The 22606-nt window shown below is 62.5% G+C and carries 23 protein-coding genes; 5 read left to right on the forward strand and 18 right to left on the reverse strand.

The features are described from left to right. Position 1: 1 nt before the first annotated feature. The 3 genes from ptsP to rpsU all read right to left on the reverse strand — a co-directional run bounded on the left by ptsP (position 2) and on the right by rpsU (position 3950). A complete protein-coding gene (gene ptsP / locus FHS89_RS13600; RefSeq protein ID WP_246413902.1) occupies positions 2-2203 on the reverse strand; it encodes a phosphoenolpyruvate--protein phosphotransferase in 2202 nt (733 codons plus the stop codon). A gap of 68 nt (positions 2204-2271) precedes the next feature. Further along, positions 2272-3510, reverse strand: coding sequence for an aspartate kinase (locus FHS89_RS13605; RefSeq protein WP_184012580.1), 1239 nt, complete (start codon positions 3508-3510; stop codon positions 2272-2274). Positions 3511-3743: 233 nt separating this feature from the next. Then, positions 3744-3950: a 30S ribosomal protein S21 gene (rpsU, locus tag FHS89_RS13610; RefSeq protein ID WP_184012582.1), complete on the reverse strand. Its 207-nt coding sequence runs from the start codon at positions 3948-3950 to the stop codon at positions 3744-3746. A 108-nt stretch (positions 3951-4058) separates the two neighbouring features. On the opposite strand from rpsU, the gene FHS89_RS13615 reads away from it, so the two are divergent. Continuing rightward, positions 4059-4769, forward strand: coding sequence for a COQ9 family protein (locus FHS89_RS13615; protein ID WP_184012584.1), 711 nt, complete (start codon positions 4059-4061; stop codon positions 4767-4769). On the opposite strand, the gene FHS89_RS13620 is transcribed toward FHS89_RS13615, so the two are convergent. The 3 genes from FHS89_RS13620 to FHS89_RS13630 form a co-directional block, all read right to left on the reverse strand. Then, complete coding sequence (locus FHS89_RS13620; protein ID WP_184012586.1) at positions 4766-4906, reverse strand: aa3-type cytochrome c oxidase subunit IV; 141 nt, start codon at positions 4904-4906, stop codon at positions 4766-4768. The two genes, FHS89_RS13615 and FHS89_RS13620, sit on opposite strands and share 4 nt — an antisense overlap. Positions 4907-5010: 104 nt before the next feature. Beyond that, a complete protein-coding gene (locus FHS89_RS13625; protein WP_184012588.1) occupies positions 5011-5919 on the reverse strand; it encodes a DMT family transporter in 909 nt (302 codons plus the stop codon). 3 nt (positions 5920-5922) lie between these two features. Then, positions 5923-6963: an MBL fold metallo-hydrolase gene (locus tag FHS89_RS13630; RefSeq protein ID WP_184012590.1), complete on the reverse strand. Its 1041-nt coding sequence runs from the start codon at positions 6961-6963 to the stop codon at positions 5923-5925. Positions 6964-7095: 132 nt separating this feature from the next. Between FHS89_RS13630 and FHS89_RS13635 the strand changes: the two genes are divergently transcribed. Continuing rightward, the gene (locus FHS89_RS13635; protein ID WP_184012592.1) at positions 7096-8160 is read left to right on the forward strand and encodes a bifunctional transcriptional activator/DNA repair enzyme AdaA; all 1065 of its coding nucleotides are present in this window, start codon (positions 7096-7098) and stop codon (positions 8158-8160) included. Beyond that, on the forward strand, positions 8157-8921 hold the full coding sequence (locus FHS89_RS13640; protein ID WP_184012594.1) for an isocitrate lyase/PEP mutase family protein: 765 nt from the start codon (positions 8157-8159) through the stop codon (positions 8919-8921). The genes FHS89_RS13635 and FHS89_RS13640 overlap by 4 nt, the downstream gene beginning before the upstream one ends. On the opposite strand, the gene FHS89_RS13645 is transcribed toward FHS89_RS13640, so the two are convergent. The 10 genes from FHS89_RS13645 to FHS89_RS13690 all read right to left on the reverse strand — a co-directional run bounded on the left by FHS89_RS13645 (position 8918) and on the right by FHS89_RS13690 (position 17595). Beyond that, on the reverse strand, positions 8918-9556 hold the full coding sequence (locus tag FHS89_RS13645; protein ID WP_184012596.1) for a phosphoribosylanthranilate isomerase: 639 nt from the start codon (positions 9554-9556) through the stop codon (positions 8918-8920). The genes FHS89_RS13640 and FHS89_RS13645 overlap by 4 nt on opposite strands. A gap of 6 nt (positions 9557-9562) precedes the next feature. Beyond that, positions 9563-9901 carry a LapA family protein gene (locus FHS89_RS13650; RefSeq protein WP_184012598.1) on the reverse strand — a complete coding sequence of 113 codons (339 nt, stop codon included), beginning with the start codon at positions 9899-9901 and terminating at the stop codon, positions 9563-9565. A 27-nt stretch (positions 9902-9928) separates the two neighbouring features. Further along, positions 9929-10210, reverse strand: a complete 282-nt coding sequence (gene ihfB, locus FHS89_RS13655; protein ID WP_184012600.1) for an integration host factor subunit beta — start codon at positions 10208-10210, stop codon at positions 9929-9931. A 70-nt stretch (positions 10211-10280) separates the two neighbouring features. Then, positions 10281-11198 (reverse strand): signal peptide peptidase SppA, encoded by a 918-nt coding sequence (gene sppA, locus FHS89_RS13660; protein WP_184012602.1) that lies wholly within the window; start codon positions 11196-11198, stop codon positions 10281-10283. A gap of 3 nt (positions 11199-11201) precedes the next feature. After that, entirely contained in the window at positions 11202-12884 is a 1683-nt protein-coding gene (gene rpsA, locus FHS89_RS13665; protein ID WP_184012604.1) for a 30S ribosomal protein S1, read from the reverse strand. A gap of 283 nt (positions 12885-13167) precedes the next feature. Then, the gene (gene cmk / locus FHS89_RS13670; protein WP_184012606.1) at positions 13168-13809 is read right to left on the reverse strand and encodes a (d)CMP kinase; all 642 of its coding nucleotides are present in this window, start codon (positions 13807-13809) and stop codon (positions 13168-13170) included. 9 nt (positions 13810-13818) lie between these two features. Further along, positions 13819-14220 carry a GFA family protein gene (locus FHS89_RS13675; RefSeq protein ID WP_184012608.1) on the reverse strand — a complete coding sequence of 134 codons (402 nt, stop codon included), beginning with the start codon at positions 14218-14220 and terminating at the stop codon, positions 13819-13821. Then, complete coding sequence (locus FHS89_RS13680) at positions 14217-14753, reverse strand: hypothetical protein (RefSeq protein ID WP_184012610.1); 537 nt, start codon at positions 14751-14753, stop codon at positions 14217-14219. The genes FHS89_RS13675 and FHS89_RS13680 overlap by 4 nt, the downstream gene beginning before the upstream one ends. Further along, on the reverse strand, positions 14750-16102 hold the full coding sequence (aroA, locus tag FHS89_RS13685; RefSeq protein ID WP_184012612.1) for a 3-phosphoshikimate 1-carboxyvinyltransferase: 1353 nt from the start codon (positions 16100-16102) through the stop codon (positions 14750-14752). Before aroA ends, FHS89_RS13680 begins: the two co-directional genes overlap by 4 nt. A gap of 248 nt (positions 16103-16350) precedes the next feature. Further along, on the reverse strand, positions 16351-17595 hold the full coding sequence (locus FHS89_RS13690) for an MFS transporter (RefSeq protein WP_184012614.1): 1245 nt from the start codon (positions 17593-17595) through the stop codon (positions 16351-16353). Between the two features lie 162 nt (positions 17596-17757). Here FHS89_RS13690 and zapE point away from each other — a divergent pair, with 162 nt between their 5' ends. Together zapE and ilvA are read left to right on the forward strand one after the other, a co-directional pair. Continuing rightward, entirely contained in the window at positions 17758-18852 is a 1095-nt protein-coding gene (gene zapE / locus FHS89_RS13695; protein ID WP_184012616.1) for a cell division protein ZapE, read from the forward strand. Further along, positions 18849-20096, forward strand: coding sequence for a threonine ammonia-lyase IlvA (gene ilvA, locus FHS89_RS13700; protein WP_184012618.1), 1248 nt, complete (start codon positions 18849-18851; stop codon positions 20094-20096). Before zapE ends, ilvA begins: the two co-directional genes overlap by 4 nt. Positions 20097-20522: 426 nt before the next feature. On the opposite strand, the gene FHS89_RS13705 is transcribed toward ilvA, so the two are convergent. Both FHS89_RS13705 and rodA read right to left on the reverse strand, forming a co-directional pair. Further along, on the reverse strand, positions 20523-21455 hold the full coding sequence (locus FHS89_RS13705) for a 2-hydroxyacid dehydrogenase (RefSeq protein ID WP_184012620.1): 933 nt from the start codon (positions 21453-21455) through the stop codon (positions 20523-20525). After that, positions 21452-22606, reverse strand: coding sequence for a rod shape-determining protein RodA (rodA, locus tag FHS89_RS13710; RefSeq protein ID WP_246413905.1), 1155 nt, complete (start codon positions 22604-22606; stop codon positions 21452-21454). The genes FHS89_RS13705 and rodA overlap by 4 nt, the downstream gene beginning before the upstream one ends.

A 22606-nucleotide genomic window follows, 5' to 3' on the forward strand; every position in this document is an offset into this window, starting at 1 on the left:
GTCAGACGGTGATCCCCTGATCCGCCAGCCATGCCATGACCGCCGGGCGCACGGATTGCGCGCCGCTGCACCGCGCCTCGTCTATGACGCGCCGCGCCTCTTCGATGCTGACGCGGCGGATGAGGTGTTTGACCGGGCCGATGCTCGCGGGGCGCATGGAAAGCGTGTTGATCCCCATCGCGGCGAGTGCCATGGCCTCCACCGGGCGGCCTGCATCCTCCCCACAAAAGCTGACGGGCGTGCCATGGGTGGCGGTCCGATCCGCGATCTGGCCAAGGAAGGTCAGATAGCTCACGTTCAGCGTGTCATAGCGGCGGCGGACACGCTCATTCTCCCGATCCGCGGCAAAGAAGAACTGCTTGAGGTCATTGCCCCCGATGGACAGGAAATCCGTCAGTTCGAAAAACGCATCGGGCGCGAAGGCAAGGCTGGGCGTTTCCAGCATCGCGCCAATCTCAAGGCTTTCGGGCACCGTATGGCCCAGATCCTGTTCGCGCGCGTATTCGTCGAGCACGATCTGACGGGCGGCGCGAAACTCATCGAATTGCGCGACCATGGGAAACATGACGCTCAGCGGGCGGCCATTGGCACCCCGCATCAGGCTTTGCACCTGCATCCGCATCACGCCGCGCCGGTCCAAGCCCAGCCGGATCGCGCGCCAACCCATCGCCGGGTTCGGCTCATCTTGGGGCTTGAGATAGGGCAGCACCTTATCCGACCCGATATCGAGCGTGCGAAACACGACGCGCTGGCCTTTGGCCGCATCCATGACACGCCCGTAAAGCTCGGCCTGCGCCCGGCGCCGGGGCACGGTGGAGCGGATCAGGAATTGCAACTCGGTTCGGTAAAGGCCAACGCCCTCCGCCCCCGATCCAACAAGCGACGGCAAATCCGCCATCAGGCCTGCGTTCATCATCAGCGTGACCCTGCGCCCGCAAGTGGCCAGCGCGGGCTGATCCCTGAGTGCGGCATAGGCGTGTTGCGCCTCCGCACGCATTGCGACCTTCTCATGGAACGCGTTGCGCACGGTTTCTTCGGGCCGGAGGTGGCACAGGCCCTCATCCCCATCGACGAGGATCGTATCCCCGTTGAGCGCCTGCCGCGTGATCTTGGCCGCTTGCAACACCAGCGGGATCGCCAGCGCGCGCGCCACGATCACGGCATGAGACCCGACAGAGCCTTCCTCCAGCACCACACCGGAGAGTTTCTTGCCATAATCCAGCAATTCCGCCGGGCCGATATTGCGCGCGACCAGAACCGCGTTTTTCGGCAATTCGGCCTGCGCGGTCTTTGCCTCCCCCGCCAACAGCCGCAAGAGCCGGTTCGACAGATCATCCAGATCATGCAGCCGATCCCGCAGATAGGCATCGGTCATCTTGGCCATGCGGGTGCGGGTCGCGGATTGCTCTTTCTCGACCGCGACTTCGGCGGCAAGGCCATTGTCGATTCCGGTCTCGATCCGCGCGATCCAACCCTTGTCCCGCGCGAACATCGCATAGGTTTCAAGCACTTCAAGCGCCTCTGACCCGCGCTCCACGCCATCGGCGGCCATCAGGCGGTCCACCTCGCCGCGCAACTGGTGGAGCGCGGTATGAAGCCGCCGCCGCTCGGCCTCCGGGTCATCGGCGACGGGGTTGGCGACAAGGATTTGCGGCTCATGCAGCACGACCGTGCCTTCGGTCACGCCCTCTTGCCCCACGACCCCGCGCACAAAGAATGGGAACCGGTGCGGCGCGGCCATCGCCATCGGCCCGTCGCCGACAAATGTGCCAAGCTCGGCCATTTCCGCGATCACCATCGCGATGATTTCCAGCCCGTGGACCTCATCCTCGGAAAAGGCGCGTTCCTCACTTGATTGCACGACCAACACGCCAAGGCTTTCGCCAAGCCGCTGGATCGGCACCCCGAGAAAGCTGGAAAACACCTCTTCGCCTGTTTCGGGCATGTAGCGGAAACCGGGCGTTTTGGGCGCGTTCGCGGTGTTGAGCGGGAGGCCGCGATCGGCCACTTGCCCGACAAGCCCCTGCCCGACGCGCAGCCGCGTCTGGTGCACCGCTTCGGCCTTCAGACCTTCGGTCGCGCATAATTCTAGCGTCCGCTCGTCGCGGCGCAGATAGACAGAGCACACCTGCGTTTCCATCGTCTCCGCAATCAGGGTGACGATGTGATCCAGCCGCTCCTGCCCGCCGCCTTTCGACGCCATGACATCTCGCAACTTGGAGAGGAGGAGCCGGGAACCGCCCCTTTTATCCGCAGGGGCGATCATCCGCTTTATCCCGCTTTGTCCAAATCAAACGTATCGTGGAGTGCCTGCACCGCAAGCTCAAGGTATTTGCGATCCACCAGAACGGACACCTTGATCTCACTCGTGGTGATGACCTGAATGTTCACGCCATGATCGCGCAGGGCGGAAAACATCTGGCTGGCCACACCGGCATGGGACCGCATCCCGATCCCGACGATGGACACTTTCGCCACATCGGTATCGGCCTTGAGTTCCTTATAGGCGATCTGACCCGTTTCGGTGGCCTGTTTGAGGGCGACGCGCGCGCGCTCCACCTCATCCACCGGGCAGGAGAAGGTCATGTCGGTCAGACCATCTTCTGAGATGTTCTGGATGATCATATCGACATTGATCCCCGCCGCCGCCAGTGGCCCGAAAATCGCGGCGGCCACACCGGGGCGGTCCTCCACGGCCAAGAGGGTCATCTTCGCCTCATCGCGGCTGAAGGCGACGCCGCTGACAACATTGGATTCCATGATATCCTCCTCGTCGCACACTAGGGTGCCGGATGCGTCTGTCACATCCTCAAAACTCGACAGCACGCGCAGGCGCACCTTATAGCGCATCGCCAATTCGACAGAGCGGGTTTGCAAGACCTTCGCGCCGAGCGATGCCAGTTCCAGCATCTCCTCATAGGCGATGCGGTTCAGCTTCCGCGCCTTGGGGGACACACGCGGATCGGTGGTATAGACGCCATCCACATCGGTGTAGATGTCACAGCGTTCCGCGTCGAACGCAGCGGCAAAGGCGACGGCGGTCGTGTCCGACCCGCCGCGTCCTAGCGTGGTGATCCGGCCCTCGGGGCTGATCCCCTGAAAGCCTGCCACAACGGCGACCCGCATCCCCTCATCAAACTTCTGATCAAGGTTGTCTGACGGAATTTCCTCAATCCGCGCGATCCCATGGGCGGAGGTCGTCTTGACCGGCACTTGCCAGCCCTGCCAACTGCGCGCATCGACGCCCATTTCCTGCAAGGTGAGCGCCATCAGACCGCTGGTCACCTGCTCCCCGCTGGCAACCACCGCGTCATATTCCCGCGCATCATACAGCGGGGAGATTTCGCGCACCCAACCGACAAGCTCGTTGGTCTTGCCCGACATGGCGGACACGATCACGATGACATCGTACCCGCGCTCGACTTCCGCGCGCACTTTTTCGGCGGCATTCTTGATGCGCGCCAGATCGGCCACAGAGGTGCCGCCGAATTTCATGACCAAACGGGGCATTGTGCCGTTCCTGTATCGTCAGTTCCCTTGAAATCACAGCGTCTTTACCCCGCCACCGGTGTCGCTGCAAGCGTCCGCCCCCAATGCGGGGCATAAACCCATTTCACTTTCTTCAAATATGCCCCGCCGGAGGCAAGAATACTCTTATTCCATGAGAAAACCCCCCGGCCTTGCGGCGCGGGGGGCTGACTTGTGGGGTTAAGCGAGCTTAACCAGTCTGTATCGGTTGGGTCTTAAAGAAGGCCCTCGCGCTGCAATTTCTTCCGAGCGAGCTTACGCTGACGCCGTACGGCCTCGGCGGACTCACGCGCTTTCTTTACAGAAGGCTTTTCATAATGCTGCCGGAGTTTCATTTCCCGGAACACACCTTCGCGCTGGAGCTTTTTCTTCAAGGCGCGGAGCGCCTGATCGACATTGTTGTCGCGAACCTGAACCTGCACTGACTTTCACCACCTTTCTAGGTTGGATGTTTCGCAATATTTGCGTGTGCGCTATGTAACGGGGTGTGGGGCACGAGTCCACCCCGCGCAGACGGATGGGAGCATGACATGACCGAACAGCACAAAACCGAAAGCGATCACATCGCTGAGGCGCGCGCCAAACTGTTGGACGCGGCACTGATCCATGTGGTGTTTGACGGCTGGTCCGATGCGACCTTGCGCGCCGCGATCTCTGACAGTGGAGTTGAGCCGGGGCTGGCGCGGATCGTGTTCCCGCGCGGCGGCGTCGATATGGCGCTTGCGTTCCACTATCAGGGCGACGCGCGGTTGCGCGACGATCTTGCGCAGGGCGCGCTGGAGGATATGGGCATGACCGCCAAGATCACCCATGCCGTGCGCCGCCGGCTTGAACTGGTTGAAGGCGACAAGGAAGCCGTGCGCCGGGGTGCGTCCCTCTTTGCGCTTCCGATCCATGCGGGCGACGGGACAAAGGCGCTGTGGCACACCGCAGACACGATCTGGTCAGCGCTGGGGGACACATCGACCGATTACAATTGGTACACCAAGCGGGCGACCCTCTCCGCCGTTTATTCCTCGACCGTACTGTATTGGCTGGGGGATGAAAGCATGGGTCAAGAGGCAACATGGGCGTTTCTGGATCGCCGCATCGCCAATGTCATGCAGATCGAAAAGGCAAAAGCCCAGTTCCGCAAAAGCCCCCTTGCAGGGATTTTCAACGCGGGACCGGGCCGTATTCTGGATCGGCTGAACAAGCCGGGCACGCGGGGCGATATGTCCCTGCCCGGCAAGCTGTCTTAGGAATTGAAGATCGCGAGAAAGATCAGCACGCCGATGGAAATCGCCGCAATGCGGATCACCCAAGCGATAAAGCCCTCGAACGTCTTTTCCTGAACGCTCGTGTCCATCGTGCCATGCACATGTTCCTGATCGGCCATGTCGATTCTCCCTTAATCCCGATTTGCCACTTCATAGCGTCAGGCTGTTGCCATTGCAAAGGGGCGTCGCGTCGCGGCAGCGCTAATCTGTGGCACAAGCCGGTTCAGGCGACCTCCCCCAAGAGAAGCAGCAAAATCGCCCCGACGATCATCAAAATGCCCGCGATCTGCCCACCCGTGACCTTCTCCCGAAAGAAGAACACGCTGGCCAGAAAGGTAAACAGCAACTCGACCTGCCCCAAGGCACGCACATAGGCCGCGTTCTGCAAGGTGAACGCCGTGAACCAGCAGACCGAACAGGCCATGCCCACGGCCCCAACCGGGGCCGCCTGCCGCCAATGGCGCAGCACGCGCATCAGCTCCGCCCGGTCAAATGCGACGAACCACGCGCCCATCATCACCGTTTGCAGCGCCAGAGCAACGGCCAGCGTATAGGCTGCCGCGATCACGAAATCCGGGTGATCCAGCGCCAAAACAGCGCCGCGATAAAACACCGACGATGCGCCCAGCAGCATGGCGCATAACAGCCCCACCAGCGTCACCCGCTCCGTCATGCCACGTAAAAGCGCACCAGGGGTCAGCCGCGCCTCCGTCATCGCCAAGAGCATTGTCCCCAGCGCCCCAATCCCGATCGCGACCAGCCCGATCGGCCCCACTGTATCACCCAAAAGCACCGCACCCAGCCCCGCGATCAGCACCACCTCCAACTTGGAAAAAGTCGTGCCGACGGCAAAACTGCGGAAATTGAACATCCACAACAGCACCACGGTGAACAGGATCTGAGACGCGCCACCCAGCGTGCAATACACAAGGAATGTGAGGTTCGGATCGGGCCGCACCCCGCCTGCGGCCTCCAGCCCCCAGACATAAAGCACCGCTAGGGGCAGCGCATAAACAAACCGCGCATAGGCCGCACCGGTGGTGGACAGCCGCCCCTTGATCGCCTTTTGCATAGCCGACCGCAGGTTTTGCAGGAAAGCGGCCATGATGGTGAGCGGGATCCACAGCGCCATGCTTTAGCTCCGCATCTGCCAGCGCCACGCGCCATCGGGGCCAAGCGTGCGGGTCGTCTCCCCTAATGCGTGCAGATGGTTCATATGCGCGACTGCTTCCACCAGCGCGAGGCCATAGCTGCCCTTGTCGATCTTGCGCCGGAACAGCAGCGTGAAACAGTCGGTCGCGCGGCGCGGCTCTGCCAGAAAGGCGCGCAGCCGGGCGATGCCCTGCACATGATTGTCGATCAACTGATCCAATCGCGCGGCCACGCCGGTGAAGGGTAGCTTGTGCCCCGGTAGCACCAGCTCCGTCCCGCTCACCAGCCCGCGCAGGCGCTCACAGCTTTCCATCCACTCGCCCACCGGATCGGCCTCCGGCTCAGTCGCGTAAACGCCAAGGTTGGGAGAGATGCCGGGCAGGATCTGATCCGCGCTCAGGATCAGGCCGTCCTCGGACCATAGCGTCGCCTGTTCGGGCGCGTGACCATGCCCGATCTCCACCCGCCAGTCGCGCGCGCCGATGCGCAGCAGGTCGCCCTGCTTTATCCGGGTAAAACCGACCGGAATGGGATGGACGACATCCGCGAAATTGAAGGGGCGCTCCGCCTTACGCTCGGCCAGCATCTCCTCCGGCATACCGGAGCGGCGGAAGAAGGTTTCGGCCTGCGCGGTCATCTGAGGCTGTTGATCTAGTGTTAGCATCCGCCCGAAAAGCCATGCCGTGCGCGTGGCCCAAATCTCCGCCCCCTGCTCGGCAAACCAGCCTGCAAGCCCGATATGATCGGGATGGTGATGCGTAAGGATCACTCGGCGCACGGGCTTCCCGGCCAAGGGGCCCGCCAGCAGCGCCTCCATCGCCGCACGACAGGCGCGGGTGTTGATCCCGGTGTCGATCAGGGTCCAGCCGTCGCCATCCTCCAGCGCATAGAGGTTCACATGATCAAGCGTCATCGGCAGCGGCAACCGCGCCCAAAGCACGCCCGGCGCCACCTCAATCACGCTCCCCGGTCCGGGCGCGGTGTCATAGGGAAAGCGGATCAGGTCATCGGGGGCGGGTGTCATCGGCGCGGTCCTTGTCATCTGACGTCAAGGTCATATCGGATTTCCGGCCCGTGTCGAGCCTTGGGCGCGGAAAGTGACATTAACGCCCGATCTCGGGCGGACAGGGCGTGCGGCGCGGGCTAATGTGACGGCATGTTGTTTGATTTGCCCGACGATGACACGCTTTATGCCGCGCTGGTGGCGCGCGATCCGTCCTATGACGGGCGTGCCTTTGTCTGTGTGCGCACCACGGGGATTTTTTGCCGCCTCACCTGCCCCGCGCGCAATCCCAAGCGGGAGAACTGCACGTTTCAGGAAACCGCCGGGGCGTGCATCGCGGCGGGCTATCGCGCGTGCAAACGCTGCCATCCGCTCGCCAATGCAGCACTCGCGGAGCCGCATGTCGCCGCCCTGCTCAAAGCATTGGAAGCGCGCCCGACCTATCGCTGGGGTGAGGGGGATGTGCAGCGGATGGGGTTTGACCCCTCCACCGTGCGGCGCGCGTTCAAGCGGCATTTCGGGATGACCTTCCTTGATATGGCGCGCCAAACCCGGCTGCGACATGGGTTTACGGCGATGGGGGAGGGCGCGCGAGTGATCGACGCGCAAATGGAGGCCGGGTTCGCCTCACCGAGCGCGTTTCGCGCGGCCTTTGGCAAGCTGATGGGCGTGGCCCCCGGCGCGTTCCGCGATGATGGGCTTTTGCGCGCAAGCTGGATCGACACGCCGCTGGGGCCGATGCTGGCGATTAGCGATGCGTGCGCGTTGCATCTGCTGGAATTCATGGATCGTAAGGCGCTGCCGGGTGAATTGCGCAAACTGACACAGGCGGCAAAAGGAGCCATCGGGATCGGGCGATTTGTCCCGACCGATCAGATAGAGCGCGAGTTGGAGGCGTATTTCGCCGGGCGCGATCCGCGCTTTACCGTGCCGCTGGCCATGGCGGCCTCTCCATTCACCCGGCAGGTCTGGACCGCGCTGTGCGATATTCCTGCTGGGCAGACGCGCAGCTATGGCGATCTGGCGCGCGAGATTGGCCGCCCCACCGCGACGCGCGCCGTCGCCCGCGCCAATGGGGCCAACCAGATTGCCATCGTCATTCCCTGTCACCGGGTGATCGGGCAGGATGGGACGCTCACCGGATATGGCGGTGGGCTATGGCGCAAACAGCGCCTTATCGAGATCGAACAGGACTACCGAACAGGAGAGTATTCATGACACAGGCCGAAAAAGCAGCCGCCTTCGCCGCCCTTCATGTGAAGGGCACGCCGCTTGTGCTCTACAATATCTGGGATGCTGGCAGCGCGCAGGCCTTGGCCAAAGCGGGGGCCAGGGCGATCGCGACGGGCAGCTGGTCGGTCGCGGCGGCGCAAGGGTTCGCGGATGGGCAGGCGCTCCCGATGGCGGACGCGCTGCGCACGGCGCGCCAGATCGTGACGGCGGTGGACCTGCCCGTCACGATTGATTTTGAGGGCGGTTATGCTGAGGCGCCGGTGGCGGTGGCCAATAACGTCTCTGCGCTGCTCGATACCGGTGCGGTCGGCCTCAATTTTGAGGATCAGCGCGTCGGCGGCGAGGGCCTGCACGACATGGCGGAGCAGGCCGCACGGATCACCGCGATCCGCGCCATGGCCGACGCGCGGGGTATCGCGCTGTTCATCAATGCCCGCACCGATCTGTTTTTAAAGGCCGACCGCGCGGATCACGCAGGGTTGATAGAGCAGGCCATCGCGCGCGGTCATGCCTATGCCGATGCGGGGGCCAGCGGGTTTTTCGTGCCGGGTTTGCAGGATATCGAGTTGATCGAACAGGTCTGCGCGGGCGTGTCCCTGCCCGTCAACGTGATGCACCTGCCGGATCTGCCGGATACATCAACGCTCGGCTCAGCAGGCGTCGCGCGGATCAGCCATGGGCCATTCCCCTACCGCGCCGCTATGGCTGCGCTGGGTTTGGCTGCCAAAGATGCCATGGGTGGCTAACCAACGGTCGCCGCAGCACGGGTGAAGGCCGCGATCAAATCCGCGTCCTTCACGCCGGGCGCGCTCTCAACCCCTGACGACACATCCACCTGCCGCGCGCCCGTCAGATTGCAGGCACGGGCCACATTGTCCGGCGTCAGCCCACCGGCCAGCATCCATGGCACAGGCCAGCGCCGCCCCTGCAACAACGTCCAGTCAAACGCGAGACCATTGCCGCCGGGCAGATCCGCACCGGGGGCAGGTTTCGCGTCGATCAATAGCTGGTCGGCGACCGTGGCATAGGCATCAACCGCCTCCAGATCATCGGCCACACGCACCCCGATCGCCTTCATCACCGGCAGACCATGCCGCGCGCGCAATTCGGCCACACGCTCTGGGCTTTCGCTGCCATGCAACTGAAGCATATCAAGCGGGACAGCGGCGAGGATCGCATCCAAAAACGCATCATCGGAGTTCACGAACAAGCCGACCTTGGCGACACCCAAGGGCACCTCAACGGCGAGCGCCCGCGCGGCCTCTATCGTCAGGTTGCGGGGCGATTTCTCAAAGAAGACAAAGCCGACATAGGCCGCTCCGGCATTGGCCGCAGCCATGACCCCTTCGGGCGTGGTCAGCCCGCAAATCTTGACACGCATGATGGCTTACTTCAGCAGCGCGAGGACATCATCCTCATCATCGCCGGTTTTCGCGCGGAGGGATTTGACTTCCTGCTCCAGCACTTTCGCCTCTTTCTTGGCGCGGCGGGCCTCAGACCGGATTTTCCACTCGCGGATATATTCAACGGAATAGCCCAGCGCGAACCCGCCCCCGGCCATCACGATCATCAGCACAAACAGCGGCACATCGCCCGTCACCTGGAAAATCCCGGCAAGCTGGTCTGGCATCAATTGGAGGGTCACAGTATCGCGGTTGGCCACGGCCAACAGGATCAGAAACAGCGCAAGCAGCGCGAGCAGGATCAGGCGAGCGAAACGAAACATCATTGTCCCCGTGCAGGCTGCGCGGGGTCAGTCAGCGTTCAGACGCTCGCGCAGCAGTTTACCCATCTTGAAGAATGGCACATATTTCTCTTCTACTTCAACTTGCTCACCCGAGCGAGGGTTCCGTCCGACGCGCGCATCGCGCTTTTTGACGCTGAACGCGCCAAAGCCGCGCAACTCAACCCGTTTTCCGTCGGCAAGAGCTTCGATGATTTCGTCAAAAACCGTGGCAACAATCCGCTCGACATCACGGTGATAGAGGTGCGGATTCTCATCGGCGATCTTTTGGATCAGTTCAGACTTAATCACGATGCAACTCCAAGTGGGTAAGATATACAAATTTTCACGAGAATTGGGCACCCGTCAATCCGTGGGGTCGTTACCGTAGGGTCGAAAACAGGCGAAAGCCCTCCCGCGCCCTTAAATCTCTATAAATTTCCGCGAAACCCGACAAATTTCCAACATAATCAAGCCAGCCCAAGTCTGGCTCAGGCAGGCTGACTACCCGGATCGGCAGACCGTCAAGCCGTGAGTCGCGCTGCTCCAGCCATGATTCGGCCTCCCGCAGGCCACCGATTTGGTCAACAAGATCAACATCCAGCGCCTGCCGCCCGGTAAAGGCGCGGCCATCCGCGACCATGTTGAGCGCATCGCCCTCAATCTGCCGCCGCGCCTCCACGAGGCCACGGAACCAGTTATGGGCGTCCGCGATCAATTCGCGCTGCGCGTCCAGTTCTTCCTCACTCGCCGGGCGGAGGGGGGACAGGCCGCCCTTTACATCGCTGGAGCGCACGGTCTGCACCTCAACCCCGATCCGATCCAAAAGACCCGACACATCCGGGTATTCAAGGATGACACCAATAGAGCCGGTGAGCGTATTGCCGCGCGCGATCACATGATCCGCCGCGATGGACGCGATATAGCCACCAGAGGCCGCGACCTCTCCCATCACTGCGACGACGGGTTTTTCTGCGGCCACATGGCGGATCGCGTCAAAAATGCCTTCGGCCCCCACGGTCGTGCCACCGGGGCTTTCTACATAGAGGATCAGCGCGCGGGCGTCGCGGTCTTCGGCCAGATCAGCGATCAACTGATCCCGGTCGGGGTCATTGAAAATCGTGCCAAGGACGTAATGCTTGGCGATATAGGGGCCGGTCGGTTCCTGATCACCAAAGGCAACGCCAAGCAGGATGCTCCCGCCAATGAGCACGCCAAGGGTCAGGCCAACGCCCTTCCAAAAGCCAAAACGGCGCCATTTCCGGCGCCGTTCCTCATAGATGTCAGAGTTCAGCGACAACGCTTACTCGTCGGTCTTTTTCAGCGCCGCGCCAAGGATATCACCCAAGGATGCGCCGGAATCGGAGGAGCCATACTGCTCAACCGCTTCTTTCTCTTCTGCGATCTCACGCGCCTTGATGGAGAACACCAGACGGCGGGATGCCTTGTCGATATTGGTGACGCGCGCGTCGACCTTATCGCCAACGGAGAACCGCTCAGGGCGCTGCTCGGCACGATCACGGCTGAGGTCGGACCGGCGGATGAAGGATTTCATACCGTCGTAATCCACTTCGATGCCGCCATCTTCGATCTTGGTCACTTCGACAGTGACAACATCGCCGCGCTTCACGCCGCTGACCGCATCCGCGAACGGATCACCGTCCATCGCCTTGATCGAGAGGGAGATACGCTCACGCTCAACATCCACCTCGGTGACCTTCGCCTTGACGATGTCGCCCTTGCGGAAGTCCTGGATCGCTTCCTCACCGGACCGCTCCCAATCGAGGTCGGACAGGTGCACCATGCCGTCGATATCGCCTTCAAGGCCAACGAACAGACCGAATTCGGTGATGTTCTTGACCTCACCTTCCACTTCGGTGCCGGTCGGGTACATCGCGGCGAAGTTCTCCCACGGGTTGCCTTGGGTCTGCTTGAGGCCAAGGGACACGCGGCGCTTGGAGGTGTCGATTTCCAGAACGATGACTTCCACTTCCTGAGAGGTGGAGACGATCTTGCCCGGATGGACGTTTTTCTTTGTCCAGGACATTTCGGAAACGTGCACGAGGCCCTCGACACCCGGCTCCAGCTCCACGAAGGCACCGTAATCGGTGATGTTCGTCACGCGGCCAGTCCACTTGGACTCGAGCGGGTACTTGGCTTCAACGCCTTCCCATGGATCGGCCTGAAGCTGCTTCATGCCAAGGCTGATACGCTGGGTGTCTTTGTTGATCTTGATGACCTGTACCTTGATCGTCTCACCAATGGCGAGGATCTCGGATGGGTGGTTCACACGGCGCCATGCCATGTCCGTGACGTGCAGAAGCCCGTCAACACCGCCCAGATCGACGAATGCGCCGTATTCGGTGATGTTCTTCACCACACCGTCAACCGCATCGCCCTCTTTGAGCTTGGCAACGATTTCGGCGCGCTGCTCGGCGCGGCTCTCTTCGAGCACGGCGCGGCGGGACACGACGATGTTGCCACGGCGGCGATCCATCTTGAGGATCTGGAACGGCTGCGCCAGACCCATCAGCGGGCCAGCATCGCGCACGGGGCGCACATCAACCTGAGAGCCGGGAAGGAACGCAACCGCGCCGCCCAGATCGACGGTGAAGCCACCCTTGACGCGGCCAAAGATCGCGCCTTCGACACGCTCTTCTTTTTCATAGGCCTGCTCAAGGCGGTCCCATGCTTCCTCACGGCGGGCTTTCTCGCGGCTGAGGGCGGCTTCGCCCCGCGCGTTCTCGACCCGTTCAAGGAACACTTCCACAGTGTCACCAACCGCGATTTCGGGTGGCTGACCGGGTTGTGCGAATTCTTTAAGATCGACGCGGCCTTCCATTTTGTAGCCGATGTCGATGATCGCCTGACCGGCTTCAATAGCGAGCACGGTGCCTTTGACGACGGACCCCTCATCGGGGGTCACCAGTTCGAAGCTGTCGTTCAGCAGCGCTTCGAATTCTTCCATAGATGCCTGAGCGGCCATATGGCAGTTCCTTTCAAATCGTGTTTTTACTGGCCGAGCGGTTGGTTCCGCCGGTCTTTCGTGAACATTAGCCTTCGGGGAGTGTTTGCACGAAAAGCGGCTGGCGCAGGGAAGTCCCTCCGATCCATCCGATTCTCACTATGCAGGCCATCGCCCCAGCGACGCTGGCTCTATACGCATAACCGACTGGATGGGCAAGGGTTTGGGCCTGTTTCGGACCGGAATTGCGGCGAAGGCGCTGCTCTGGCTCTCACCCGCCCATAAAGGGACCGCCAGAGCGGCTTCAGGTTTTGCTCAGCTTTGCCTCGATATGCGCGATGGCGCAGTCCAGCGCCTCTGCCGCGGTCAGGGATGTTGTGTCGAGTTGCAACGCATCCGCTGCCGCGATCATCGGGGCGGCATCGCGTGCAGCATCCCGCGCATCCCGCTCTGCCAGTTGCGCCGCGACATCCTCATAGGTCACGTCGTGGCCCGCGAGGTGCAATTCTTCATAGCGGCGCTGCGCGCGCACGGCATCAGACGCGGTGACAAACAGTTTCACATCCGCGTCCGGGCAGATCACGGTGCCGATATCACGCCCATCCAGCACCGCGCCGCCCTCCCGCCGGGCGAACCCGCGCTGCCAGTCGAGCAAGGCCGCGCGCACCGCAGGGATCGCGGCAACCCGGCTTGCGGCGGCTCCGGCTTCGGCCGTGCGCAAATCATCGCGGGCGAGGTCCGCCTCGGTCAGTGCTTTGGCCGCAGCGATCGCCTCAACCTCCCCCACCGCATCGGCGGCACCCGCCGCGATCAGCGCACGCCGCCCCGTCGCGCGATAGAGCAGCCCCGTGTCGAGATGCGCAAAGCCGAACCGTGCGGCCACTCCGCGCGAAATCGTGCCCTTTCCAGCCGCCGCCGGGCCATCAATCGCCACAGTAAAGCGCATCCCTTGCTCCTATTGGGTCGTCAGGTTCGGATCGTCTGCCGCCGCGGTCGGCAGGCCATCGGTGATCTCGTAATAGTCGCCCTTATCGGCGGTGAAGATATGCCCCGCCAGCGTCAACCCGGTCTTGCCCCGGATGGTTCCGGCAAAGATCGACATGTTCGCGCTCGTCTCCGTCTCCCAAAACAGGTTGGAGCCGCAGATGCCGCAAAATCCGCGCCGCACGCCGGTGGAGCTTTCGTACCATGTTACCTGCCCCGTGATCGTGATGTGCTCCCGCAGGGCAGCGGTGGCCGCAACGTGATGCCCGGAGGACACCCGGCATTGCGTGCAATGACAGGCGATGACAGGGCGCAGCGGGCCAGCGACGGTGTAGTGTACCGCTCCGCAGGCGCAGCCGCATTCGGCGCTCATGCCGCGCCTGCTTTCGCGGTGCGGTCTTTCCAGTGTTCGACCGCGATGCTCAGGACAAGGCAGGTCAACACAACGCCATAGGTGATGAATTTAAAGATCGTCACGGTGCTGGCAGCGGCGACCTGTTCGGGCGTGATGATCATCGCGCCGGACACGAGCATATCGGCCACGCGGGCATTCTCCAGCAGGTCAAACCCGGCCATCGCCACGGCCCCAAGAATGAACGCGCCCCGCGATCCCCAAGAGGCGATGTTGATCGACCGCAGCGTCAGCCCGATCACGAACAGGGCCATCAGCACCGGAAAAATCGTGTCGATCTGGCGTTGCGGACCAAGATAGACCCGCAGCCCATGCGGATCGAGCGCCTTGAGATAGGCGCGTGCCTCCTCATAGCTATAGCCAAACCGCGCATCGAAAATCCGCTGCCCTTCAGCGGCTTCCAGCAGGATCGGGCCGGTCACCAATTTCATGATGGCGATCATCACCAGAATGAGCGCACCCAGCACCCAAAGCGACGCGCGACGCGCGCTCATGATGCCACCCGTTCAACCTGCGCGCCCAGCCCGGTCATGAGCGCCTCGAAAATGGGAAATGACGTGGCAATCGCACCGCCATCGTCAATGCGCGCGGGCGTTTGCGACGCCATACCAAGGCACATGAAGCTCATCGCGATGCGGTGATCGAGATGGGTCGCCGCCATGCCGCCCCCTGGCACGCCGCCCGGCCCCATACCGTGCACGATGAGCGTATCCTCGTCCTCCTCGACGGTGACGCCCATCGCCTCCAGCCCACGGGCCATCGCATCGATCCGGTCGGATTCCTTGACGCGCAGTTCCTTGACGCCACGCATCACGGTTTTGCCATGGGAGAACGCAGCGACCACGGACAGGATCGGGTATTCGTCGATCATGCTCGGCGCGCGCTCCGGCGGCACGTCGATCCCTTGCATTTTATCCGAGAATCGCGCGCGTAGATCGGCGACAGGCTCCCCGCCCTCCAGCCGCTCATTTTCATAGGTCAGGTCGGCCCCCATCTCTCGCAAGGTGGTGTAAAGGCCCGCGCGCGTCGGGTTAAGGCCAATGCCCGGCACCAGCACATCCGATCCCTCGACGATCAGTGCGGCACAAACCGGGAAAGCGGCGCTGCTGGGATCGCGCGGCACGGCGATTGTCTGTGGGGTCAACTCCGGCTGGCCCGTGAGCGTGATCACCCGGCCCTCCTCCGTCTCCTCCGTCGTGATTGTGGCGCCGAAACCCGCGAGCATCCGCTCGGTATGATCGCGGGTCGCTTCCGCCTCGATCACCACGGTGTCGCCGGGCGTGTTGAGGCCCGCGAGCAGCACCGCCGATTTCACCTGCGCCGATGGCATCGGCGTGGTGTAGCGGACAGGCACGGGCGTCTCCGCTCCTACCAGCGTAAGCGGCAACCGCCCGCCGCTGCGCCCGACAGATTGCGCGCCAAACAGCGCAAGCGGATCGGTCACGCGCCCCATGGGCCGCTTGTTCAGGCTCGCATCGCCGGTGAAGGTCACGCTGATCGGATGGGTGGCGACAGCCCCCATGATGAGCCGCACGCCGGTGCCGGAATTGCCGCAATCAATCACCTGATCCGGCTCCGCAAACCCGCCGACGCCCACGCCATGCACGGACCACGCGCCGGGGCCATGCTGGATCACATCCGCGCCCAAGGCCTGCATCGCCTTGGCGGTATCGAGCACGTCCTGCCCTTCGAGAAGGCCCGTGATTTTCGTCTCCCCCACGGCCATCGCGCCGAAGATCAGCGCGCGGTGCGAAACGGACTTGTCCCCCGGCACATCGGCCACGCCCGAAAGCGCGCCGCCTTTGCGGGACATCATGGGAATGGGCGCACCGTGGCTCGACATGGGGTAGGCTCCTGCGGTCAGTCTTTAGAGACAGCGCATAGCATTGCGCTTGGCGAAAGGTCTATCCCGGAAACGGCAACAGAGGTCCAGCGGCCGCCCGAGGGGGCCGCCATGACGGTGGCGCAACTTGTTTTATGGCGTGGCCAACTCCGATCTATCCGCTTGTATCCAACGTCGAAAAGCGGCCGCCTTGGGGGCGGGCGGCCGCTGGACCGACGCGCTGCGCGCTTGATTCCGGTCCAATTGGATCACGCCGGCACCGCCGCCCTGTTCTCCCGGATGGGCAAATGGACCAGCGCGGAGAATGCCCCAACACCCACACCGACCCACCACACCAGCGTGTACGACCCATGCAGATCGTAGAGCGCGCCGCCCAGCCAGACGCCAAGGAAACTGCCCAACTGGTGGGAAAAGAACACGATGCCGTAGAGCGTGCCCATATAGCGCAACCCATAGATATGTGCGATCAGGCCAGAGGTCAGCGGCACCGTCGCGAGCCACAGCGACCCCATCGCGATGGAGAAAAGGATCACCGTCGTTGGCGTCATCGGCAGCAGGATGAACAGGGCTGCAATCACCGTCCGACCGGCATAGATCCCCGCCAGCAGGTATTTGCGCGGAAAGATATTGCCGAGCTTTCCCGCCACCAGTGTCCCCACGATATTGGTCAACCCGATCAGCCCGATGGACCACGCACCAAGTGTAAGCGTGTCGCTGACCCCCATCGTATCAAGGAACCCGCCCGGCGCGATTGGGCCGCAGACCTCTGCCACAAACGCAGGGAAATGGGCGGTGACGAAGGCCAACTGATAGCCACAGGAAAAGAAGCCGACAAAGATCAGCACATAGCTTGGATCCCGGAATGCCCGGCCAAGGATCTGACCCATCGTTTCCTCAACGACCGGGCCGGTCTCCGCCTTGGCCGGGGCGCGCATGAACGGAAGCGCGAAAAGCGCCACAAGAATGATGACCGCAAACACGGTGAACACCTGCATCCAGTCCATGTAGGCCAGCAATGCCGCCGCCACCGGGGGGCCAACAACCTGCCCGCCAGATCCTGCCGCCGTCGCCACGGCAAGCGCCATGGAGCGGTGCTCATCCGATGCCGCACGCCCCACCATGGCGAGGATCACGCCAAACCCGGTCCCGGCGACGCCAAACCCGATCAAAAGGTTCAGCCCCTGCATCCCGGCGGGTGTCATCGCATAGGCCGACAGCGCCAATCCCAGCGCATAGACTAGCGCGCCCAGTATTATCGCCTTTCTGTCCCCGAATTTTTCAGCAATCGCGGAAAAGATCGGCTGCCCGATCCCCCAAGCGAGGTTCTGAATCGCGATGGCGAGCGAAAATTCCGCCCGAAGCCAGCCGAAATCCTCCGCGATGGGGATCTGGAACACCCCGAAACTCGCCCGGATGCCGAAACTGATCAGCATGATGAAACAGCCACCGATCAGAACCGGGGTAAAGAGGGAGGGGCGAACGGCTGTGGCCATGGGTCATGTCCTTGTCAAACGGACGCCCACAATGGCTGCGGCGGTATCCCCCGTCAAAACAATATCATTGCGCCTTCAGTTCACAAAATTTGATGTGTGAGCGCCGCCATGGCTGCCAGCGGGGCTTTCCGGGGTGGTTTTTGACTGCTACCCCTTGGGGCCATGTCGGACGGACCCTTGGACATATACCGCGCCCGTGTGGCCAGCGGGGCGTTGCGCGATGATGATGCGCAGCGTGTCGCCGTGGAGAAGTTGCAGCTTTTGCACATCCGCCTGCGCGACCATGATCCCGTAAAGCCAAAGAAAGTGCGCATCGGCCTGTTCGGCTGGGGCCGCGAAAAAACGCAAGAGGCCGATATCCCCGGCCTTTACATGTATGGCGGCGTCGGGCGTGGCAAATCCATGCTGATGGACCTCTTTTTTGACGCAGCCCCGATCGCGGCCAAACGCCGGGTGCATTTCCATGCCTTTATGCAGGAGATGCACAATTCCATCGGCCTTGCCCGAAAAGAGGGCGTGAGCGACCCGATTGAACCTGTGGCCGTGCGGATCGCGCGACAGGCGCATCTTTTGTGTTTCGATGAGATGCAGATCACCGACATCACCGATGCAATGCTGGTCGGGCGGCTGTTTGAAAAGCTGTTCGCGCGCGGTGTGATCGTTGTGACGACCTCCAACAGGCACCCCGATGACCTTTATAAAGACGGGCTTAACCGCCATCTGTTCCTGCCCTTTATCGAGATGATCAAGGCGCGGCTTGAGGTGCATCAACTGGAGAGTGAGACCGATCATCGGCTCGACCGTTTGCGCGGGCAGGAGGTTTATTTCACGGGCGAGGATCGCGGCGCACAGATGGATACGATCTGGGCCGATTTGGCCGGTGGGGCGGGTGAAAAGCTGATCCTACGCCAAAAGGGCCGCGATGTGGTGATCCCTGCGTTTCGCAACGGCATCGGGCGGGGCGGTTTCCGCGCGTTTTGCGGCAGCCCGTTGGGGCCGGGGGATTACCTCGCGATGGCAGAGGCCGTATCGACCCTGATGATCGACGATATTCCGCGCCTCAACCGCGCGGCAAATAACGAGGCCAAACGGTTCGTCACGCTGATCGACGCGCTTTACGAGGCGCGGGTGCGGCTGATCGCGAGTGCGGAGGCGACGCCGGATCAACTGTATCAGGAGGGGGCAGGCGCGTTCGAATTTGAACGCACGGCCTCGCGCCTCTTTGAAATGCAATCTGCCGAATGGGGACAGTCATGAGCGACTTTCAGACCGACGTGCGCGTGGCCATGGCGCAGATGCGGGAGGCCTTTCCCGAAACACCGCTCCAGCGCAGCAGTTTCCTGTCGGACCGCTACGGCGCGGAGATTTGGCTCAAACGCGAGGATCTGACGGAGGTGCGCAGCTACAAACTGCGCGGCGCGTTTGCGTTCTTCACCCGTGCCTTGGCTGAAGGGCGCGCGACCCGGTTCGCCTGTGCGAGTGCGGGCAATCACGCGCAGGGCTTTGCATGGTGCTGCGCACGGATGGGGGTGACGGGCACCATCTTCATGCCGTCCACCACGCCGGGCCAGAAGGTGGAAAAGACGAAAGCCTTTGGCGGCGATGCGGTGGATATCCAGCTTGTCGGAGATTTCTTTGACGATTGCCTCGGGGCGGCAAAGGCGTTTGTCGCAGAAACCGGGGCATGTTTCGTGCCCCCCTTTGACGCGCCCGAAACGATCCTTGGTCAGGCGACGGTCACGGCGGAGATACTCGACCAGTTGGGCCATGCGCCCGACATGCTGGTCATGCCGGTGGGGGGCGGTGGGCTGTCCGCTGGGGCGCGGAAATATCTGCAGGCTGTCGGGGCGCCAACCGAACTCTTGCTGGTGGAGCCCGGCACCGCCCCGTCCCTCGCCAAGGCGCTGGAGCATGGCGCGCCGTTCCGCCTGCCCAAGATCAGCAATTTTGTCGATGGCGCGGCGGTGGCGGAAATCGGCTCTCACCCCTTTGCCGCGTTGAAAGGTATGCGGCGCGCGGATGTGTTCGCGGTGCCGGAGGATCGGCTTTGCGGAACGCTCGTCGAACTCCTCAACAGCGAAGGGATCGTATTGGAGCCCGCGGGCGCGCTGGCCATCGACGTGTTGCAGGATATCGAGCCAGAGCGGCTCGCGGGCAAAACGGTGGTCTGTGCGGCCTCGGGAGGCAATTTCGACTTCGAACGCCTGCCGGAGGTCAAGGAACGCGCGCTGCGCTATCGTGGGCTCAAAAAATACTACGTCATCCGCCTGCCCCAACGGCCCGGCGCGCTGAAGGACTTTTTGCTGATGCTGGGGCCAAAGGACGATATCTTCCGGTTTGAGTATCTGAAAAAGAGCGCCCGAAATTTCGGCTCGGTGCTGATCGGGATCGATACGGACAAGGCGGAGAATTTCGAGCGGCTTGTTACGCAGATGGACGCCTATGGCATCGGCTGGCGCGACATCACGGACAGCGCGGACCTTGTGGACCTGATCGTATAACGGCGCGCTCCCGCACGTCGCTGACGCTCCCTTTGGGCGGAGCCGCCCGCTGACGCGGGCGGATGCCTCCGGCGGGGTATATTTGAAGAAAGTGAATTGGACTTGGTGGAGCAAGAGCAGCCCCCCGCGATTCGGTCGTGGGTCAAGGTCCGAGGAACGAGCGGCCTTGACGCGCGGGCGAATCGTGGCACCTACAATTGAGCAGGTGATTTGAGGAACAGACCTGTTCCTCAAACACCTCAGCGCAATCTTTCTTCCTCGCGGCGCAGCCGGCCTTTCCCGGCGCTTCATTTCATTCCGCGCGTTCGGGCGCAAACGCTGCCCTGCAGCGTTTGTCTCTCGCCCTCACCCCAACGGGAGGAAGGAGCGTCAGCGACTGAACGACGGGCGGGAGGGCTGCCCTTTCAATTAGGACAGTTTAGTTGGTCAATATCCCGTCGCGCGGTCCACCACGTTGAGCAGAGCCGCCCCATTCAGATGACGGTGGATGTTTTCCATCACCGTTCTCGCCGCCGATACCGGACGGGTTTCGGAGGCAATATGGGGCGTGACCGTCACACACGGATGCTGCCAATAGGCATGCTCGGGCGGGAGCGGTTCGGCGCGAAATACGTCAAGCGTCGCGTGGCCGACCTGCCCCGTATCAAGCGCAGAAAGCAATGCCTCATCGTCAATCAGAGTACCGCGTCCCGGATTGATGATCACCGCCCCACGGGGCAGGAGGGCGAGGCTTTCAGCATTCAACGTGTTCTCCGTCTGGGGCGTTGCGGGCAGGAGCAGCACCACGATCTCCGCCTGTGACAGCACTTGGCGCAGTCCATCCTCCCCGGAATAGCAGGACACACCAGAGATATCCTTCGGCCGCCGGGACCAGCCTAGGGTGTTGAACTGCAACTGCGCCAACATCTGCGCGCAGGCCGACCCGAGCGCGCCAAGCCCCAGCACCGCCACCCTGCGGTCCCGCGCCAGCGGTGGCACCACATCATTGCGCCACACGCCATCCTGTCCCTGAATATGCGCATCCATGCCCAGATGGTGACGCAGCACATGGCCGGTGACCCATTCGACCATGCCCTCCGTCAGGCCCGGATCGACCATACGGCACAGCGGTACTTGCAAGGTTGTGTTGCCAACGATGCTTTCCACCCCGGCCCACAGGCTCAGCACCGCTTTCAGGCGGGTATAGGGGCGGAAATCCTGCACCGTGCTGGCAGGAGAATAGATCAGGTAATCCACCTCAGCAGGGTCCGCTTCCAGAACCAGATCAGCACTCACCCCGAGGTCAGCCATGGATTGGCGCAAGGGTGCCTCATAGGCCGCCCAATCGGCGCGTTTTGCCGCAAACAGGATCGTGGTCATTGGTAGCCTCGTCTGGGGCGGTGGACATGCGCGCATTGGATCAGGCCAAACGCGCCCAGCAGCACCAGCATCGCCGACCCGCCATAGCTGACCAGCGGCAGCGGCACGCCGACCACGGGTGCCAGCCCCATCACCATCGCCATATTCACCACGAAAAAGAAGAAGAACGTCGCCGTTAGCCCGCCCGTCAAGAGCGCGCCAAACCGATCCCGGTTGCGGTAGGCCGACACCGAACAGAACACGATGATCAGCGTGTAGAGCAACAGCAGCGACAGCCCCCCGATCAGGCCCAACTCCTCCGCCAGAATGGTGAAGATGAAATCGGTGTGCTTTTCGGGCAGGAAGTTAAGCCGGCTTTGCGTGCCTTCCATCAGCCCGCGCCCGGATATCCCGCCTGAGCCTGCCGCGATCTTGGCCTGCGTGATATGATAGCCGGAGCCAAGCGGATCGAGGGAGGGGTCGAGGAATGTCTCGATCCGGCGATACTGGTAATCCTTGAGGATTTGCCATTCCGTCCCGCGTGACGTCATCACGGCGGTAACCAACCCGACCGCCCCAAGGATCGCGGGCCCGAAATACCACCAACTGACACCCGCGAGGAACATCACCACCCCGCCCCCTGCCGCGAGCAGGATCGCTGTGCCGAGGTCAGGCTGGCTCAGGACCAGCGCGACCGGGATCGCGGTCAATGCAAGCGGCAACAGGACCCAGAACGGGCGCGAAACCTTCTCCGGCTCCAGCCACGCGTAATATTGCGCCAGCACCATCACGAGCGCGACCTTCATCACCTCGGATGGTTGTAACAGGATAAAGCCAAGGTCGATCCAGCGCTGCGCGCCCTTGCCCACTTCGCCCACGAATTCCACGGCGACAAGCAGGCCCAGCGCGCCCAGATAGGCGAAGATAGACATGCTTTTCCAGAAATTCAGCGGCGTCAGGGCCACGATGAACATAACAGTCAGGCCAATCGCGAAGCGCGTCATCTGCTGGCGCGCCCATGGATCAAGCGACCCGCCCGCCACGGAATAGAGCATCACAAACCCCATGCAGCACACCGCCACGACAAGCACCATCAGCGGCCAATGCATATAAAGGAGCTTGGCAAGGCCCGTCGGCGCGGGCTTGGCATTCATCTGTTCGTAATAGACCAT

It is taken from the genome of Rubricella aquisinus (assembly GCF_014199445.1).
GTDB lineage: Bacteria > Pseudomonadota > Alphaproteobacteria > Rhodobacterales > Rhodobacteraceae > Rubricella > Rubricella aquisinus.